Raw genomic sequence first — 17,801 nt, 5'->3', positions numbered from 1 at the left:
TGGTTGTGCAGACAGTGACCCGAGATTAGATAGTGGCTTGTTTCGTGATGTGTGAAAACGAGTTAGCCAAGTGATGACCCTCCGCCAGTTTATGTTAGAATGCCCGCCCAATTCAGGTAGCTAAGCGCTTTGCCTGACTGTTTTTGAAATGTGGAGGTTGCCAGATGGCTGTTGTTCGTTGGATTCTTGGACGTTTGATTTTAACGTTGAACTGGTTGTTTACACCTAGAGGCATAAAGCGATCTGCGGAAGATCAGCGTGCCATCGATAATAAAACCGCTAACTTGGCGCTGTATCAGTATGAAGCCTGCCCTTTTTGTGTGAAGGTTCGTCGGGCGATGAAGCGAAACTCGTTGAATATTGAAACCCGTGATGCCAAGCGAAATGAGTCGTATAAAAGTGAGTTGTTAGAGCAGGGTGGACAGCTTAAAGTGCCCTGTTTGAAAATCCAGGAAGGCGGTGAAACGCGCTGGATGTATGAGTCATCTGATATTATTAGTTATCTGGAACAGAATATCGCCCAGACCGTTTAATTGATTACAGAATAAAACTAGACGCAGCTTGTTGAACACACGCTAACGCTTTGTCGTCAGCGCATAGACCAAACCGCAATAGGCTGCGCTGAGTACCCAGCTCAATTTTTCTTAGCAGTATTCCCTGCTTCCCGAAGTGTGTTTTCAATTTCTCTGCAACTCTGCTTTCCATTGGGAATGAGATAAAGAAGTCTGTTCGCTGATGGTTATCAACACCAAAGCGCTGAAGTTCTTCCGACAAAACTATTGCCTGCTCTGCTGCGAGCTGCTTAAGTGTTTTTATCGTGCGTTGTTGCCAGGTCTGGTCTCTCAGGCACTGCGAAGCGATCCACTGGCTTGGCCCACTGACTGTCCAAGGGCCTAAAGCCGAATCTATCTTGTGAAGCCATTGTTCGCCCGCAATCACAAACCCTGTCCGAATCCCTGGCAGACCAAAAAACTTTCCAATAGATCTCAATACAATCAGCGAACCTGATGAGTCACTTGATAAGCTATGCGCCGTGTTGGTATCAATAAACGCCTCATCGATAATAAGTAGACCGCCATAGCCTTCAATAATGCTTAGTAGCTTCAGTAGTTCCTTTCTGTTGTAAAGGTGCCCGGTCGGGTTATTGGGGTTGATGACCAGCATGACGGATGGCTGCTGGTCTCTGGCAATACTTAACAGGTCATCGATATAAGGGTCGTAAGGTAATAGCTGGTGACCGTTTTGCTGCCAATGGTAACGGTGCTCTTCATAGCCGATAGCTGGGACAGCAACGGTTTGGGTGTTAATTAACTTGGGCAGTACCTGAATGGCGGCCTGTGACCCGGCTACGGGCAGAATATTTGTGTTGTCATAGTAGCTTGCGGCCGCTTCAATAAGTTCGCTATCCGGGTAGGGAAGGCGTTCTATATACGCTGGCGGGATAGGATGTCTCAGTGTCCATGGAATAGGGTTCAGGCCCGTCGACAGGTCTAGCCACTGGTCAGCTGGAATACCATAATTCATGGCTGCAACAGTAAGGTTTCCTCCGTGTATTAACATTTCAAGCAACCAGGAACAAGATAGTAAGCGTGGCTAACCAAATAAACAGCGCTTTGTTTATGAGAGACTGGGCTTCTTGTATATCTTGCAGGGTTGGTGGTTCACCCATGCCCAACACTGGCTTCGACTCTTTCGTGCCATGGTAAACTGCGTCGCCTCCTATAGTGATCGAAAGCGCGCCTGCTCCGGCTGCCATGACCGGGCCTGCATTCGGGCTTTTCCACTTTGCTGCCTGAGTTTTCCAGCTCTGCATGGCTGAATGGTAATTGCCTGCCAGTGCATAGCTATAGGCGCAGAGTCTGGCGGGAACCCAGTTTAACAGGTCGTCCAATCGCGCGGCTGCCCAGCCAAATTGCAGAAACCGCTCATTTTTGTACCCCCACATGGCATCCAGAGTATTCGTTAGGCGATACAACACCGCCCCCACGGGACCTAACAATAGAAACCAGAATAGTGCACCGAATATAGCATCATTGCCGTTTTCCAGTAGTGTTTCTATAGTCGCTGATACAATCTCTGGTTCTTCAAGTTCTTGGGTATCTCGGCTTACGATCATCGCCAGATTCTGCTTTGCTTCTTCAAGGTTGCCTTGTTGGAGTGGCTTCATAATGGCGCTGGTATGCTCAAACAGGCTTTGCCAACCAATGGTGATATACAGGGTTATAGCGCCAAATATTAATGCTGACAGCCCTGAGTCGAATAGCGTGAGTTGCAGTATTGCAGTGGCCACTATAATCGGCGTCACGCAAATCAAATAAGAGGCTGCGCCGTCTACTCGGGTTGATTGGGCGTGATTGCTTCGCTTTTCTACGGTGTTGGCAATGTTGCCAAAAATGACTAGTGGGTGATTGTCTTTAGGTTCACCTAACAGCCTGTCTAAAATGAAGGCAGTAAGAATCTGAATAATAACCATGAATTACAGCAACTGTGAGTTTAGGCTTATATGGGGCTCATATTTGCAAGCGCTATAAGTCTATATCAAGGTGGCTGTCATTGCTTCTGAAAATCCGTGTAATCGAGCGAAATAGCCATAGAAACAGGTCAATCGGTAACTCGATAATAAACTCTATAATATCAAGTAGGCTATTGTCCCCTTGTCGAGCGCCTTTCCGTTTGCTTGGCCAGATAATATACGCTGCGATAAAGCATATAACGGTCGCTATCAGCAAACGGCCATCAAAGCCATTAAGAACCAGGTTGCTCAGCGATACCACTGCAACGATAAAAACCACTACCGCGATGACTTCTCTTAGTGCATTCATAATCGATTGAAATCCTTAATGGCTGTACTGTCGTAGCAGTTCGACCACTTGTACCTGATAGTTGTGATACCACTTATTCCGGCCCTGTTTCTGAGCGGCCAGGTGCTCCGGGTCTTGTTTCCAGCGTTTGATATGTTCAAGGCTGGGCCAATATGAGATGGCTATTTCCCGGTTTTCCTCACAACAGGCTGAAAACTCCAGGCAACCATATTGGCTCGTTGCAAGCTCCCTCATGCGCGCGGCCGTGGCACTGTATTCATCATCAAGTTGAGCAATTTCTGCTTTAAATATGACGGCATACATTGCGTGGCACTCCCTTTTTGGCTCCTTGAATTGATCGTCAGAATAACATGGTGAGATGTATTTTTTGAATGTTTTGCTTCTGATATCAGGCTACAATAGCACTCCTCACCTACCTTCATCTTAAGAATTTATCTGGTTTTACTATGTTTCGCTTTTTTGAAAAGCTTATTAAGCCCTTTCCGTCTTCTGTACCCGGCCAACCACCAGGCAGCCTGCTGGCATTTTGTCGCCACTATACCCGAGGTATGGAAGCCCCATTAATACTGATGACCGTTCTGACGGCGTTATTAGCAATTTTGGAAGTGGGATTATTTGGTTTTTTGGGTGAGCTGGTTGATTGGCTCAACGTAAAGCAACCTGATACGTTACTGCAGGAAGAAGGCCTGACCCTGCTGGGAATGGGGCTACTGTTGCTAGTTGGGATGCCGCTGCTGGTGCTGCTGCACGCAGCTATTGTGCACCAGGCGTTGTTGGGTAACTTCCCCATGCAAATCCGCTGGATGGCGCACCGCTATCTGCTTCGCCAGAGTATGTCATTTTATCAAAACGACTTTGCCGGTCGTATTGCCACAAAAGTGATGCAAACTTCGTTAGCGGTGAGAGAAGCAGTTATGAAGCTGCTTGATGTGATGGTCTACGTCGCCATCTATTTTGTTGCGATGCTGGTACTGGTTGCTCAAGCAGACTTGCGTTTAATGATGCCTCTTGTGGTGTGGCTGGTGCTCTATATTGCTCTGCAATACTATTTTGTGCCCAAACTTAAAAAGGTGGCAACCCATCAGGCTGATGCGCGATCTTCGATGACCGGCCGTATTGTTGATAGCTACACCAATATTGCCACGGTGAAGTTGTTCTCTCACAGCAAGCGGGAATCTGATTATGCCAAAGAGAGCATGGATGAGTTTTTAGGTACGGTATATAAGCAGATGCGCTTGGCAACGGGGTTGAATGCAAGTGTTCACGCGCTCAACTATGCATTGGTATTTTGTGTCGCCGCCATGTCGATCTGGTTGTGGATGGAAAATGCTATTTCAGTAGGGGCGATTGCGATTGCAGTCAGTTTGTCTCTTCGTTTAAACGGCATGGCCCAGTGGATCATGTGGGAAGTCAGTGCGTTGTTTGAAAATATCGGTACGGTAAATGATGGCATGACCACATTATCCCAGCCGCTAGAAGTCACGGATGCTCACGATGCTAAAGCGCTGGTGGTGACTAATGGTGAGCTGCGGTTTGACCATGTTGGTTTTCACTATGGTAAAAAAAGTGGAATTATTGATGACTTGAACCTGCATATTAAACCGGGCGAAAAGGTTGGGTTAGTGGGGCGCTCCGGGGCCGGTAAATCAACCTTGGTCAATTTGTTATTGAGGTTTCATGATTTGGCGGAAGGCCGCGTATTAATCGATGGTCAGGATATTAAAACCGTTACGCAAGATAGCCTGCGCGCGCAAATAGGCATGGTGTCGCAGGATACCTCACTGCTACACCGCTCTGTACGAGACAATATCCTGTATGGCCACCCTGATGCTACAGAAGAAGAGATGATAGCGGCGGCAAAACTCGCTGAAGCGCATGAGTTTATTCAGGGACTGACTGACCTGAAAGGCCGCAAAGGCTATGATGCTCAAGTGGGTGAACGGGGGGTTAAGCTATCGGGAGGGCAGCGTCAACGTATCGCCATTGCCCGAGTGCTGTTGAAAAATGCATCGATACTGTTGTTGGATGAAGCCACCTCTGCACTCGATTCGGAAATTGAAGCGGCCATACAACATAGCCTGACCAAGCTAATGGAAGGAAAAACAGTGATTGCAATAGCACACCGCTTATCAACGATTGCAGCGATGGATCGCTTGATTGTCTTGGATGAGGGTCAAATCGTCGAGCAAGGAACACATCAGGAGCTGGCCGCGAACGGTGGAATATATGCCCAGCTGTGGGCTCATCAGTCGGGCGGCTTTATAGGGGTTGATGCGTAAGGCTATTAGATTCTAAGTGGATGGCGTAAGTTTTTTGTTTCATCTTCCGTCGCTGTCATTAATCGGGACTATACTAAATTAAGAGTACTTGCTGCATAAGACAGGTGGTATTTGATTAGATAAAGGGATCTTTGTTGTTATTGCTTTTTATGCTGCGAGTGCTCGCAGACGTAAATGAAAACAGGCGATAGATATGAAGTTGCCCCTTATTCTAGTCATTTTTTTTAGCCTCTTTTTTTCCGCCCATAGCTGGTCTGCGCAGAAATCAGTGCTGCTGATTTCAAGTTATCACCAGTCCTTCCCCTGGACGCAACAGTGTGAAGATGGCGTCAAAGAGGTGCTTTCAACGACGGTTAGCCTCGATACCTTCTTTATGAATACAAAACAGCTGCCCGAGTCAGCGTTTCAAGAACGTGCAGATTTGGCTTGGCAGAAGTATCAAGCATCCAAGCCTGATTTGGTGATGCTAGGCGATGATAACGCGCTTAGGCTACTTGGCCCGCGACTTGCCGAGGAGCCAGTGCCAGTGGTGTTTTTGGGTATTAACCATAACCCGAGAGTGTACTTTTCTGGTGGAATACTCCCCCCTAATATGACAGGGGTGCTTGAGCGAACGCCTATCATGGGCACTATTAGATTTGTTTCCCGAGTGTTGCCTGGTGTGAAGCGAATATTGCTGCTTGCGGGTGAAAGCCAAACATCGCAGGCGGAATTGAAAAATACCTTGCTGGATCAAAAAAAACTTGCAACAACCGGTATTGTGGCCGATGTAAAAACGGTCAGCACTTGGGCTGGCTGGATAGAGACCTTAAAAACGGTTCATAAGCACTATGATATTGTGCTTCCGCTTGCGTACTTTAATATCAAGGATGAAAACGGCAAGTATCTGTCTGCCTCTGAAGCCATTGCAGCTATGTCGGCCGCAAGTCAAATACCGATCATTGTTAATCAGGATTATACGGTTGGCGACGATGGTGCGATGGGGGCGTTGGTGATTCAGGGGAGAACACACGGAAGGCGGGCAGGGTTGATTGTGCTCAGCATCCTTGAAGGTGCCTCACCGCTATCAATGCTTCCCGAAATTGATCAGACCGTTGCGGTATACTTCAATCAAAGGCAACTGGAGCGATTTGGTATTACGCTACCTGAGGATATTGTGAAGCACGCCATATTCAAGTAGACCGTGTTCATCTGGCCCGTGTTGGTATGCTAGAGGTGTATGCAAGCCAGGCTTCAGCACTTTCCGCTAGCTTTGCAATATCTGTAAGGGCAGGCTTAGTAGCGTGTCACCAGAGCTGGCAAAATACCAGATGATCGCGACAAAACTGGCAACAGTTAGCAAATACCAAACCGTTGTAAATACCTGCCCGTAGCGATCAAGTGGCAGCAGGTGACTTTGATGTCGGCCCTTCCACTCAAAAAATATCTCAACACTGCCGATGAGCAGTAGAAACCCCAGCAGTGCCAGGCCTAAGGCGTAGCTCAGCCACACTCCAAATGCAGCGGCTACGATACAAACAATCAACCCGACCTTGCTGTTCATTGAAAAGGTTACACTTTTAAGAATATGGCCTCCATCCAACGGCAGGATGGGTAACAGGTTAATTATATTTAGTAGTGCATTGAACGTTGCCAGTCCGGCAAAAAAAACATTATCGGTAATCCAGTAACCGACCATGCAGAACAGTGACATACCGAGGCCGAAAAATGGCCCCATAATAGAGATCACAACATCTTGCCAACGGGTATTTATCTTTCCATCTGTTAATGCCATTCCGCCAAAAAAGGGGATTAAGTAGATGCCTTTGGTGGGCATATTGAAATACTTCATGGCTCTAATATGGCCATACTCGTGAAATACCAGGCAGGCCAATAGCGCTATCGCAAATTGAAATGAGAAAAACCAGGAATAGGCCGCAAGGCTCGCGCCAGCCAGTACTACCTTAATCAGTTTGGCACTTTTAAGAAGTTTCATGCCGAGAGAAGCCAAACCAATCAAGCTCAGTTTTGTTTTAGTCTCTACAGGGCGTTCGGGAACTTGCTGCTCGATGTCTTTAGTGTTCCGCTCACCTGCAACGTAGTCATGGCCATTAACCAATACACGGTACTGAAGGCTAAATGGTTGCCATTGAAGATCAACTTCAAGGCGACATTGAACAAGTTCTATTGCAGGCGCTTCAGGTGTGATTTCGCTGCAATCGGCTGTCGGGTTGTCGTCCGAATTACTGGACTCCGCACTCGCGTTCTGACGCATAAACTGCATTTCGAAGTGATGAACTTTTGGTTCAGCATCATCTGCTGACGCCGCAATTTCAGACACCAGCGCATCACCCCAAAATAGCTGCTGCCAGCCCGCCATCGAGCCCTCTAACCGAAGGTTTTTACCCAAGAACTCGACTTTTAATAATTCCACAACGACACCTGCTCAATAGACATTAACTGCGGCGAGATTATGCCTGTTATGGAGGGTAGAGCCAAGTTATTAGAGAACAGACAGGTATTGTGTGTAGCCGTGATGAAAGGAGGTACGACTGAAATCAAGGGGACATTAGCCGCAATATTGCCCATGTCCATATTTTTAGAGAGCGAAAACAAAACCCTGATTCCGCTCGTTCCTCTCTTCATCAAGGCTACGGTGACTCACCCATCAACGGTCTAGTCATGCTCGCTCGGCTAGTGTTTCAGGTAGCCACTGAACCAATTTATGACTGTTATATATAAAGGTGGTGGCTAAGTTATTTGAATGCTTATGCTGGTTGATTGTGAAATTCTATTTGCTATAGTGTCGCGACTGCAAGAAAGGAATCTATGCAATGAAAACCCGTTTAACTTCATATCTATTTATCAGTCTTTTATTTTTGATCGAAGGCTGTTCTTCTATCTCAAGCTCAACGACCCAAAGTGCGACAATAGCATTTGGCGGATACTACTTCGTTGTCCCGCCGTCGCCCGACTTTGTAGGGGCTAACTCAAGCGACTCATTAATCATATCTTTTAATGATCATTCAAAAAAAGTGGTGTTCTCTCTTAATAACTATCAAAACTTTGATGATTACAATATCTCGGCTGCTGAGTTTTTGTCTGTAGTCTATGGCTCTACAGCGACAAAAAACAAAAGCCTCAATATGCTCAAACAGAGCGTAGCTGAAAATGAGTTGTCGCGAGAAAAGTTTGAGCTAAATAACCTTGTGGTGTATCGACTTACCTATCAGGCCAAGGAATTTTCGGTTATTTATAACAAGGCACGCCCGTTGTTTTGGGTTGCGATAGAAAGCTCAGGTATAGATATGCTGGAAGTAGTGAAAAGTCTAAAAGAAATATAATTCAAGGAGGAATTGTGAATATCGAGGATGGTTTGTATTAACGAGCCTGCTTTTTGTAACCCGGTAATAGCACGGGTATTTAATATTAGTCAGTAGCCGTGATGAAAGGAGGTACGACTGGAATCAAGGGATGTTAGCCGCCTTATGTCCCGCGTTCATATTTCTAGGGATCGAATACAAAACCCTGATTCCGCTCGTTCCTCTCTTCATCAAGGCTACGGTTTGGGGTAAGCTGTCTTGACGATATACAAAGATTGAGTGAAAAGTGAGGGCAGGTATGGCTACTGCATATAAAGATATTCGGGTCTCTGCTGAGCAATATCTAGAAGCAGAGGCGCGCAGCGAAGTTCGTCATGAATATGCTGATGGCTTTGTCGTTGCCCAGGCTGGGGCTAGTCGAACTCATAATTTAATTGCTGTTACTGTTTCAAGCTTTTTGAGGGCGCACTTAAAGGGCAGTTCTTGCCGGACGTATGTTTCGGATATGAAGGTTCGTATTTGCGCCCAAGACCTGGATTTGTTCTATTATCCCGATGTTATGGTCTCTTGTGATGAGAATCCACAAAGTGAGTATTACGAAGATAAGCCGTGTATCTTGATTGAAGTGCTATCAGACAGCACAGAATCAAAGGATCGCTTAGAAAAACTGAACGCATATAGCAAGATACCTTCGTTAAAAGAGTATATTTTAATCTCTCAGAACTGTGTCGCTGTTGATGTTTACAGGCGCTCAGGATCTTCATTCGATCTAGAGCGATTGAGCGACGGCGATACATTGCGCATTGAATCTATTGGCCTTGAGCAGCCAGTAAAGGATATATACGAAGATGTGTTGGGGTTAATTGGGTAAACAGCTCCTGTCGTATTGTCAGCTATTTGGTCTTTAAAACATGGGTCATCTAATGCTCGCCCATCGTCTATTGCTGCCTTCATATCATCGATTATTTTTCAATTATAGGGTGCGTGCCCACCATTAGGTGCTGACTGGATATTTCAATAGGTATTCTTTTTTTGTGAGAGGGAGCCCTGCGCTCGAAAGACATAATAACGGCTAAATTGGTTAAGCGGGAGGCTCCCACTACGAGAGCTGGGAACCATAGCATACAATTGGTTAACGCATTGACATATCCCTTTTATACTCATCGATAAGAACCCAGATAGACTGTTTTTTCTTCCCTTTATATTCTTTATAACGCTTAAAAGCTGAATAATGGAATAAAAAACCTCTTTCCCGTATGCGCTTTATGTCAGCAAGAGAGCAGCCTGAGCTAGGAGGAATTTTGCCTGATTTAACCCATATTATATCTAATAGAGGCCAAGCGATTAGTGCAGTTAAGAACCAAATGATAAGCACTAAAGTGAAGATATCCCATAGTTTCATACTAAACCGTCATTGCCATCAGTTGAGGATTTTTATGCATTTCGGCGTAAACCCTGCCTCCATCGTAAATACCATTTTTAATTAAAAAAGTATTTACAGTTACAGGCATGATTCGGCTTTTCATGGCACAGCCTAATTGTTTGGATGTGGCGACCATCATGCTGCCTGTAACCATGCCAGCATAAGCAGATGCACTCAGGGCTGCAAGCCCTATGGTCAATGGAGCAGCACCAAGCTCACCAGACAACACGGCTGCTGCTGAGACGCCAAGGTTTATACTGCTTACGGCGATTATATTCCCTAGTGTAGTAACTGCTTTATCATAGGAATCGAATAATGAGGTGGGTGCTGGAACGCCTAATGCGTCCATGTTTTGTTGGAACTCTTCCGCCCAGCCAATACAGTTTGACATGTCAAAATCCTTTTTAAATAACTTTCATCCATTTGAGAATTTATTCTACCTGATGGATTTGCAAACATTCAAGGCCCTAACCGAGTCCACTCCGCCAGCGTTTCTGGAAATAGCCACACTAACACTGCCATCAGTGGAAACAGGTAAAAATAAGCATTCATTAAGTGATAAATATAAGGCGAGGCGCTTTTTAGCTCCATAAAGTGGTCAATCACGAGTCGTGCCTTAATCACTATCATCGCGGCTATCACGATGGTAATAAGCAGGCTGGGTTCGGCTTTTTCAGCAATCGCAGCACTAATGAGCGTCATGGCTATAAGTAATAGCCAATAAACGTCAAGGTGGCGGCCGTTTGTCGTTAAGCTAGATAATTTATTCATCCTGTTCTCCTGGCTTTTTAGCCAAGTACATATTTAACGAAGCACATAAAGCAGAGGGAAAATCATAATCCAGGCTAGGTCAATCATATGCCAATAGCAAGCAGCGGCGATTAATCCGGAGTGATTCTGGGCGTCATATCGCCCCGACTTAATTTGGGTAATCGCCCATATAATACCTCCGCTGCCCCAGCCTACATGCAGCATGTGGTTAAAGGTGGTGTAGTAATACACGGCAAAGAAGTTATTGCTATTCACTTCGATGCCCTTGTCTACATTCCATTCGTATTCCCAATACTTAATGATCAGGTAGAGTATACCTGCGCCGACAGTTCCCCAAAGCCATCGTATTGCGGCATCAGGCTTACCGTCACGCAGTGAAAAAATACCTTTGACGACGAAAAAGCTGCTGGTAATCAGGACTAATGTGTTGATAGTGCCTGCGGTGGTATGTAATTGAAGGGGGCCTTCCAAAAACTCTTCAGGGTAATGGGCGCGAGCGATAAAGTAGATAACAAAAAAGATACCGAACTCGGTAAGCTCAGAAAAAATACCCACCCATATTGCAGGGTTTCCAGGAATAACTTTCGGGTCAAAGGCTTGTTTCAGCCTGTCTTGGGGGACTGACTCTGGAGGGGACTCGCTGGATAAGTCCAGTGCCAGAGTGCTATCTCGAAGGTGGCTATCTGAAGTGCTCATAATTAGCCCTAACGTCTACTAATATGGCTGGCAGGTCAGGCGAATAATAAATACCCGCCACGCCTGAAAGTACCAATACCTCACTTGTCATCATACGCTTTGAGCTGAATGACTAAAATGAAAATGTCTTTTTAATTTCCTGCTCGAACGCTTCAGCGGTCATCTGTTTCGCCATTGGTAAAAAGGTTTCGGCTTCTGCACCAACGGGCGTACTAATAGGTGAGTTATCGTCTTCAAGCACGCTTTTCACTGTATTAGCGACGGCAACAGGTGAAGGCCCTTCATTAATTTTCTGCGCCACGATAGGAACGAAGTGAGAAACCTGTTTTTGATACGGTGAATCTTCCGCCATCGTCTGTTGATTCGCCACCAGCCCCTTATTGACAAAGTTGGTTTTAAATAGCCCGGGTAGTACAGAGTTAACACGAATGCCAAAAGGCGCAACCTCATACCGTAGTGAGTCTGTAATGCCCTCAACCGCGTATTTTGAGGCATTGTAGTGGGCTAAAAGTGGTAGCCCCATTTTGCCAAGGAAAGAACTCACGTTAATAATCACGCCGGATCTTTGCTCTCTCATAATCGGCAGTACTGCGCGACAGAGGCGGAAGACGCCGAACACGTTGACATCAAATTGCTTAATAAACTCTTCGTCAGTGCCATCCTCTACGGTGGAGACAAGACCAAAACCGGCATTATTGACTAACGCATCGATTCGGCCAGCTTGTTGTTTGATTGTGCCAACAGCGTTGGCTACTGAGTCGCTATCACATACATCTAAAAGTACCGTCTTGAGCGATAGCCCCTGAGATGTAGCTTCTTGCTCCAGTTCGTCGCGGCTCGTTTTTGATCGGGCTCCTGCGTAAACGGTATAGCCGCTTTTAGCTAACAGCAATGCAGTCTCTTTACCCATTCCAGATGTTGCGCCGGTGATTAATACAACTTTGCTCATATTCAGCCCCTAATGATTAACGGTATGTGGTGGGTCTAAATAATGTATCAGGGGAGGGGGAGCAGGGTGTGAGTAAGCCGTGAAAGATGAGTGAAATTTTCGTGATATTTATAGCGGCGTTCAAATGGCCAGTAAAAAGCCGATACCCGAAATGGTCTTGATGGTGACGCCAGGAAGCTTTTTCCTCAACCGCAGAACCAGCGCTCGAATAGATGATTCGCTGACCACCACATCTTTCCAGACAAATGATTCAATCGTGCGGTGGTCGGTTATCTGGTTTCGGTGTTCAACCAACAGTTGAAGCAGTAACGACTCTTTTTTTGTCAGAGGCAAGACTTCGTTATTGAGTATCAGGGTTTGTTGCTCTTCAATATAGGCATAGCCGTTGCCCAGGCTAATGGGCGGGGCATCGTGGCTAAGAGGGGGATTAGTTGATTGTTGAGTATTTGTTTCTGCCCGTTTAGCCATCAAAGCAGATAGTCTTCTTTTATATGACTGAAGCTCTTGTTCGACCATCTGCCGCTGTTGGTTATTTCGGTAGGCTTGAATCAGGTTGCCGCAGGTGGTCAGGAAAGGGTCAAGGTATTCGATAAGCGATTCGTCATAGCCCGCTTTTCGGTTGGCAATGCCCACCACGCCCAACAGGCTATCACCGCTGAAAAAAGGTATTCCCAGAAACTTATTAAGAGGTGGATGTCCTTTGGGCAGGCCACCGCTTCTAGGGTCATTGGCTGGGTCATTTGAAATAACAAACTTCCCTGTTTTGAGTATGGCGCCATATAACGTGTTTAGTTTTGAGAATGTCAGGCCTTGTTTTTCTGTTTTTTCGTAGAGTTCCCGGGTCTCCTGGCTCCATGAAATATTCGTCGTCGCATAGCTTTGAATATAGGGTTTGCCAGTATTGTTATAAAACACCTCGCCAATAAACCCATATTCACTCTCAGTTAGCTGCAGCAGGCTGTCGAGTAAACCATTAAATAAAATGTAAGGGTTTGCCTCTGCGATAAACTGAGTTAATGCATGAGTAATCGCATTGGTGAGTTCCAGGTTTTTTGACAGTTGAACATCTGTTGGGAGTTCTGCAAAGGGAGTCATAGTCGTTGGGTTTGCATGGTGATTATGGTGAACTCTGATTGTATCAGATAACACAGTTTTAGGATTAATGGTATGAAACTAAGTGTTGGCAGCTGTGGCGTTACATATTTATTGGGCATCGTAAGGTGTTAATGCCTTACGAGGGCCTCATCGTTGCCTGTTAGAGTATTGCCATATTTACTCGCCTAGTGGAAACAATCGATATCAATTCGTGAAGATTCTTCGGCGCCGGTGCCATCTGCGCGGCTCACTTTTGCATATACTTCGGCCTCATCCACGCCGCAAAAAAAACATTCTCGCCCCCCTTCGCCAGAGCCTCCACCCTCCAGGATAGTGCCGCCACCGCCTGTTCCTCCTCGTAGTTCAAAAACCGGGGTACATTCCAGCGTTAACCCCGTTTGAACTCGATGGTTTCCCCTTGTTGCAGGCCTGACGACATCATTTAGCTGAGACTTGATGAGTAGGTCATCGCCGAAACGGAGCGCCGCATCATCATCCCACAGCGAAACGATGGGACTAACCCCGCCCCGGTTGTCGTCCCGCACCACCACATCCCAGGTTATAGAGACAGGTCCCGGGCCTGGTCCACCGCTAACCTGAACATTAAATATGGCATAATTAGCGTCATCAGGAACCTGAACCGGCTGACCACCACATGAAGTGATAAGGGTGCTCCCAGCCAGGATTATCAGTGATGTTGCTCGTTGTTGAATCAGCTGAAAAGCATAATTAATTATACTCATGATATTTACCTCAATCTTTTTTCTAAAATCTAAAGATCACATTGGTGATAACAGCAACGCTTATGCCACAGTAAATTGAGGGTTCATAGGTTTTTTATAAGATATTGATAATTAATAATAAATTGAGTGTTAACAGAGTTGGCGTTGAACTAACTAACGCGTACAAAACTGTTGTGTTTTAAACATCAAATTAAACTTTTTGTTTGGAGTATAGCGACGTTATTGGTGTTGTTAGGTAATTGAAATTTGTTTAATGAGGAACGCCACATGACCATTAAAGTCGCTATTAACGGTTTTGGAAGCATGGGCCGGTTAGCGCTGCGAGAAGCGTGGGCTTGGCCTGCTATTCAGATCGTTCATATTAATGAGATTAGTGGAGATGCGAATACGGCTGCGCATCTTATCAACTTTGATTCGGTACATGGGCCATGGAGCGATGAAGCAGAGGCGCAAGATTAGCAGACACTGATTATTGATGGGAAAGCAGTTTCTTATTCTTGATTTTGCCAAGGAAGAAAGGGGGGGCACTGGATGTAGGGTTTTACTACATGGCCAACTCAATGGGGCGGTTAATTGGTACAGTGCTATCGGGCCTGGCATCCAGTCTGTTTCTATTGGCGACAATGGTTATTTCAACTGCTCTACCGGCGCACGGCAATGCAAATATCTCGCCCCACTAAAGTGTGCATTTGAGTATATGTTCTTCAAACACCGATCCAATCAACAGGATTTCTCCGCTAACCGCACCTACCGTAGAGCCAGAGATATCGCTTCCGTCACTTAAATAGACTTCAGATACTTTAGGTTCTGCTGAATTAAGCTCGATCTTGATCACTTGTGATGGTGAGATTTCTGTTTTGTCTTTGGCATGTGCGACAAAGTCCAGTAGACGGGGGTGAGCTCCCAACCATAGATTACCTTTGTCATCCCACTCAAGATTGTCCGCGCCAGTGTTGACGGGAGTTTCGCCTTGTTTTGTCAGCGAGCCATCATTCAAATCCCTCTCGAACACGTTGATTTTTCGCCCCATGATCTCAGCAACATACACTGTTTTTAAGTCTGGGGTGATAGCAATGCCATTGCTATATTGAAAGCCGGATGCGACAAGCTGTCCTTCTTTGCCATCAAAATAACTCACCGTTGATAACGGCAGGCCTAAGTAGTCTTCAACAGCCTGCATGATGCTGTCACGGGGATAACGATGATCATTGGTGGCATAAAACTGTGAAGGACCGACGGCGACCAGGTCATTCGGCGTAATTAATTCAGGGTAGGTAATACTTTGGCGGTGAGTTAGTTGGTCATTTGATGAAATATCGAAGATTTCTACCTGCTGTTTTCCACTGTTGAGGTGGTTAATAACAAACAATGACTTTGTTTCATTGTCGCCATGATAAAGGCTAATGCCGTGAGGGTGAAAATCGTCAGAGAACTTCTCTGTTAACAGAATGGGGGTTGCATCGGCTGAAGATAGGTTCAGGCCATAAATGCCACCGCTGACAGGTGCGCCAGCCATGATGGCTCGTCTGTCATCAGCAGAGATATAGGCAAACTGGTTAGCGTGATCGATGGTGATGTCTTCTGCTCCGGTGACGCCCTCTATGGCCTTACATTGGCCGGAAAAGTGTGGCTCGATAGGGTATAAAAGGCCTGCCCCTTCAATAGTACGGTAGCCCTGTATGCAGATCAGCGTAATAAAAATGGCCAGTGAAATTGTTGTAATGGGTTTCATATCTTTCCTTGTTTATTTTTGTTGTTAAGAGTTGCTGCAAAATATAAACGGCCTGGGTACTCAATCATGCTGGGTGTGGACGCCATCGCTACCCCTAACCGCGTACCAGAGCGTTTCAAGTGCCTTTGTTAACCATAACGCATTTGTTAATCCTTGCGTTAATTGATTTTTTTGAATCTGTTTAAATGCCGGTAAAGAACCAATGACGTCGGCTGTTATGCCAAACTTACCGCATAATGACGCGGCGTCAAACCAGGGGTTTCCAAACCCTGCATACTCCCAATCAAGTACGATTAGCTGGTGCCCATCAAGGCACAGGTTGCCAGGATGAAGGTCGTGGTGGGTCAAGCAGAGGGGTACAGTTGGTAGACGGTCAAACCGGTCAATCAGTTGATCGAGCAATTCAGTGTGACGTCGGCTCGATGAAATATTAGAGCTGTTTTCTATCTTGTTGCGATATGTTTCAAATAGCGTGGCATAGTTAAATCGCAGGGTATGTCCAAGCTGTATCGTATGGTCAAGTGAGGAATGGTCAAATGAGGAATGGCTATCGACAGCAATCGTTTGCCATTCAGCAATGGATGCCAGAAGCTGGCTGGTGACGGTTTGGCTAGTCTCTGACGCAACTGCTGAGCCGTGATCCTGCATTAAGCACCAGCCCTCTTGCCAGTTGTTTTTGATGACGGTGGGCGACCAGTCGAAGTCTTGAATGAGTTCAAGCGCCATGGCCTCGGATTGGCGAGAAGCGCCAAATGCCACGGTTTTGGTCGCATTGATTCTGAGGATCAGATTTTGTGCCTCATGCAGTCCACGGAAGTGGTGATTGCTTGTGCCTTGGGTTTCAATGGCCGTCCACACCACTGATTTGCCAAGAAACGCATTCACAGAATTTATTATTGCCGTGTTTGCACCGGGCTGAGCTGCCATTGTCGTCGCCCCTCCGAAAGGAGTGTGTTAGTATTTTTCAATATTTTACCTCTAATGCCCGATCTTATACTTATGAAAAAAACACTTTTTGCTGCCGCTTTACTGTGGGTGTCTGTTCCGACATTTGCTGCTGACCTGACCGTTTATACCTATGACTCATTTGTCTCTGAATGGGGGCCTGGCCCCAAGTTGGAAAAGGCGTTTGAGGCTCAATGCCAGTGTGACATTGAGTTTATTGCGGTCGAAGACGGCGTGAGTATCCTGAACCGGTTGAGGATTGAAAAACGAAAGACTAAGGCAGATGTGATACTGGGTATTGATGATGCGCTGATTGAGAGTGCCCGAAACGAAGGACTTGTTCAGTCTCATAACATTTCATTAACGGGGCTAAAGCAAGAGCTTAACTGGCATGACCCGGACTTTGTTCCCTTTGACTACGGCTATTTTGCGTTTGTATATGATAGCCGTAAGGTTAAATCGCCCGTTACTTCACTGCGTGAGCTTATTGAGTCAGATGCTTCGGTCATCTACCAAGACCCAAGAACCAGCACCCCAGGTCAAGGGTTAATGCTGTGGGTTAAATCCGTTTATGGTGATCAGGCGAATAAAGCCTGGGGGCAGTTGGCAACGCATACGGTCACGGTCACAAAAGGGTGGTGGGAAGCCTACAGCATGTTCCTAAAAGGCGATGCTGATTATGTGCTGAGTTACAATACATCACCCGCCTATCATGTGGTCACGGAGAATAAGTCTCAGTATAAAGCGGCTGCTTTTTCAGAAGGCCATGTGGCACAGATAGAAGTGGCGGCGATTACCAAAACATCACCCAATAAAGCGCTTGCCCAGCAACTGTTGGCGTTTCTCATTTCACCGCAAGCTCAGACAATTATTGCCACTAACAACTGGATGCTGCCGGTTATTGATGGAGTGGAACTGCCAGATGTTTTTTCACAACTTATCATGCCTGAGCGGATTGGGTTCTCTTCAACACAGGTGGCAAAACAGCGTAAAAAATGGTTGAAAGAGTGGCGAAGCAGCGCGACTCGATAGCGCCTAAGATAA

General features: G+C 46.1%; 21 protein-coding genes and 1 pseudogene. 9 read left to right on the top strand and 13 right to left on the bottom strand.

Going from position 1 to position 17,801, the window contains the following annotated elements; all coding sequences use genetic code 11:
- Window positions 1–164 precede the first annotated feature (164 nt).
- Window positions 165–533: a glutaredoxin family protein gene (locus MY523_RS17230; protein WP_250655917.1), complete on the top strand. Its 369-nt coding sequence runs from the start codon at window positions 165–167 to the stop codon at window positions 531–533.
- A 4-nt stretch (window positions 534–537) separates the two neighbouring features.
- On the opposite strand, the gene cobD is transcribed toward MY523_RS17230, so the two are convergent.
- Genes cobD through MY523_RS17210 form a run of 4 tightly spaced genes read right to left on the bottom strand, consistent with a single transcriptional unit; the run spans window position 538 to window position 3,125 of the window.
- Entirely contained in the window at window positions 538–1,560 is a 1,023-nt protein-coding gene (gene cobD / locus MY523_RS17225; RefSeq protein WP_250655916.1) for a threonine-phosphate decarboxylase CobD, read from the bottom strand.
- Between the two features lies 1 nt (window position 1,561).
- The gene (cbiB, locus tag MY523_RS17220; protein WP_250655915.1) at window positions 1,562–2,473 is read right to left on the bottom strand and encodes an adenosylcobinamide-phosphate synthase CbiB; all 912 of its coding nucleotides are present in this window, start codon (window positions 2,471–2,473) and stop codon (window positions 1,562–1,564) included.
- A 52-nt stretch (window positions 2,474–2,525) separates the two neighbouring features.
- Window positions 2,526–2,822: a hypothetical protein gene (locus MY523_RS17215; protein ID WP_250655914.1), complete on the bottom strand. Its 297-nt coding sequence runs from the start codon at window positions 2,820–2,822 to the stop codon at window positions 2,526–2,528.
- A gap of 15 nt (window positions 2,823–2,837) precedes the next feature.
- Window positions 2,838–3,125 carry an antibiotic biosynthesis monooxygenase family protein gene (locus MY523_RS17210; protein ID WP_250655913.1) on the bottom strand — a complete coding sequence of 96 codons (288 nt, stop codon included), beginning with the start codon at window positions 3,123–3,125 and terminating at the stop codon, window positions 2,838–2,840.
- Between the two features lie 143 nt (window positions 3,126–3,268).
- Here MY523_RS17210 and MY523_RS17205 point away from each other — a divergent pair, with 143 nt between their 5' ends.
- Together MY523_RS17205 and MY523_RS17200 are read left to right on the top strand one after the other, a co-directional pair.
- Window positions 3,269–5,101: an ABC transporter ATP-binding protein gene (locus MY523_RS17205; protein ID WP_250655912.1), complete on the top strand. Its 1,833-nt coding sequence runs from the start codon at window positions 3,269–3,271 to the stop codon at window positions 5,099–5,101.
- A gap of 193 nt (window positions 5,102–5,294) precedes the next feature.
- Window positions 5,295–6,281: an ABC transporter substrate-binding protein gene (locus MY523_RS17200; RefSeq protein ID WP_250655911.1), complete on the top strand. Its 987-nt coding sequence runs from the start codon at window positions 5,295–5,297 to the stop codon at window positions 6,279–6,281.
- A 66-nt stretch (window positions 6,282–6,347) separates the two neighbouring features.
- Here MY523_RS17200 and MY523_RS17195 read toward each other — a convergent pair whose 3' ends face one another.
- Window positions 6,348–7,514, bottom strand: coding sequence for a site-2 protease family protein (locus MY523_RS17195; protein ID WP_250655910.1), 1,167 nt, complete (start codon window positions 7,512–7,514; stop codon window positions 6,348–6,350).
- Window positions 7,515–7,553: 39 nt separating this feature from the next.
- Here MY523_RS17195 and MY523_RS17190 point away from each other — a divergent pair, with 39 nt between their 5' ends.
- The 3 genes from MY523_RS17190 (at window position 7,554) to MY523_RS17180 (ending at window position 9,274) form a co-directional block, all read left to right on the top strand.
- Window positions 7,554–7,760, top strand: a complete 207-nt coding sequence (locus tag MY523_RS17190; protein WP_250655909.1) for a hypothetical protein — start codon at window positions 7,554–7,556, stop codon at window positions 7,758–7,760.
- A 154-nt stretch (window positions 7,761–7,914) separates the two neighbouring features.
- Window positions 7,915–8,424, top strand: coding sequence for a hypothetical protein (locus MY523_RS17185; RefSeq protein WP_250655908.1), 510 nt, complete (start codon window positions 7,915–7,917; stop codon window positions 8,422–8,424).
- Between the two features lie 277 nt (window positions 8,425–8,701).
- Window positions 8,702–9,274: a Uma2 family endonuclease gene (locus MY523_RS17180; RefSeq protein ID WP_250655907.1), complete on the top strand. Its 573-nt coding sequence runs from the start codon at window positions 8,702–8,704 to the stop codon at window positions 9,272–9,274.
- 532 nt (window positions 9,275–9,806) lie between these two features.
- Here MY523_RS17180 and MY523_RS17175 read toward each other — a convergent pair.
- From MY523_RS17175 to MY523_RS17150, 6 genes are all read right to left on the bottom strand, one after another.
- Window positions 9,807–10,217 (bottom strand): hypothetical protein, encoded by a 411-nt coding sequence (locus MY523_RS17175; protein ID WP_250655906.1) that lies wholly within the window; start codon window positions 10,215–10,217, stop codon window positions 9,807–9,809.
- Between the two features lie 68 nt (window positions 10,218–10,285).
- A complete protein-coding gene (locus MY523_RS17170) occupies window positions 10,286–10,597 on the bottom strand; it encodes a cytochrome C oxidase subunit IV family protein (RefSeq protein WP_250655905.1) in 312 nt (103 codons plus the stop codon).
- 33 nt (window positions 10,598–10,630) lie between these two features.
- The gene (locus MY523_RS17165; protein ID WP_250655904.1) at window positions 10,631–11,293 is read right to left on the bottom strand and encodes a cytochrome c oxidase subunit 3 family protein; all 663 of its coding nucleotides are present in this window, start codon (window positions 11,291–11,293) and stop codon (window positions 10,631–10,633) included.
- A 112-nt stretch (window positions 11,294–11,405) separates the two neighbouring features.
- Window positions 11,406–12,242, bottom strand: coding sequence for an SDR family oxidoreductase (locus MY523_RS17160; RefSeq protein WP_250655903.1), 837 nt, complete (start codon window positions 12,240–12,242; stop codon window positions 11,406–11,408).
- Between the two features lie 120 nt (window positions 12,243–12,362).
- A complete protein-coding gene (locus MY523_RS17155) occupies window positions 12,363–13,337 on the bottom strand; it encodes a GAF domain-containing protein (RefSeq protein WP_250655902.1) in 975 nt (324 codons plus the stop codon).
- A gap of 185 nt (window positions 13,338–13,522) precedes the next feature.
- Window positions 13,523–14,080, bottom strand: a complete 558-nt coding sequence (locus MY523_RS17150; protein WP_250655901.1) for a hypothetical protein — start codon at window positions 14,078–14,080, stop codon at window positions 13,523–13,525.
- 267 nt (window positions 14,081–14,347) lie between these two features.
- Between MY523_RS17150 and MY523_RS17145 the strand changes: the two are divergent.
- Window positions 14,348–14,533, top strand: a pseudogene (locus MY523_RS17145) (glyceraldehyde 3-phosphate dehydrogenase NAD-binding domain-containing protein); the annotation flags it as partial.
- A gap of 44 nt (window positions 14,534–14,577) precedes the next feature.
- Window positions 14,578–14,760: a hypothetical protein gene (locus MY523_RS17140; RefSeq protein ID WP_338021688.1), complete on the top strand. Its 183-nt coding sequence runs from the start codon at window positions 14,578–14,580 to the stop codon at window positions 14,758–14,760.
- Here the strand turns inward: MY523_RS17140 and MY523_RS17135 are convergent.
- Window positions 14,757–15,812 (bottom strand): SMP-30/gluconolactonase/LRE family protein, encoded by a 1,056-nt coding sequence (locus tag MY523_RS17135; RefSeq protein ID WP_250655899.1) that lies wholly within the window; start codon window positions 15,810–15,812, stop codon window positions 14,757–14,759. The two genes, MY523_RS17140 and MY523_RS17135, sit on opposite strands and share 4 nt — an antisense overlap.
- A 60-nt stretch (window positions 15,813–15,872) precedes the next feature.
- Window positions 15,873–16,739, bottom strand: coding sequence for a phosphotransferase family protein (locus MY523_RS17130; RefSeq protein WP_250655898.1), 867 nt, complete (start codon window positions 16,737–16,739; stop codon window positions 15,873–15,875).
- Between the two features lie 72 nt (window positions 16,740–16,811).
- Here MY523_RS17130 and thiB point away from each other — a divergent pair, with 72 nt between their 5' ends.
- Window positions 16,812–17,789 carry a thiamine ABC transporter substrate binding subunit gene (thiB, locus tag MY523_RS17125; RefSeq protein WP_250655897.1) on the top strand — a complete coding sequence of 326 codons (978 nt, stop codon included), beginning with the start codon at window positions 16,812–16,814 and terminating at the stop codon, window positions 17,787–17,789.
- Window positions 17,790–17,801 lie beyond the last annotated feature (12 nt).

Origin of the sequence: Alkalimarinus coralli (genome assembly GCF_023650515.1) — a bacterium.
In the GTDB taxonomy this organism is placed as follows: Bacteria; Pseudomonadota; Gammaproteobacteria; order Pseudomonadales; family Oleiphilaceae; genus Alkalimarinus; species Alkalimarinus coralli.
Note: the sequence above shows the minus strand (reverse complement) of the source record. Positions and strands in the feature narration are given on the sequence as shown.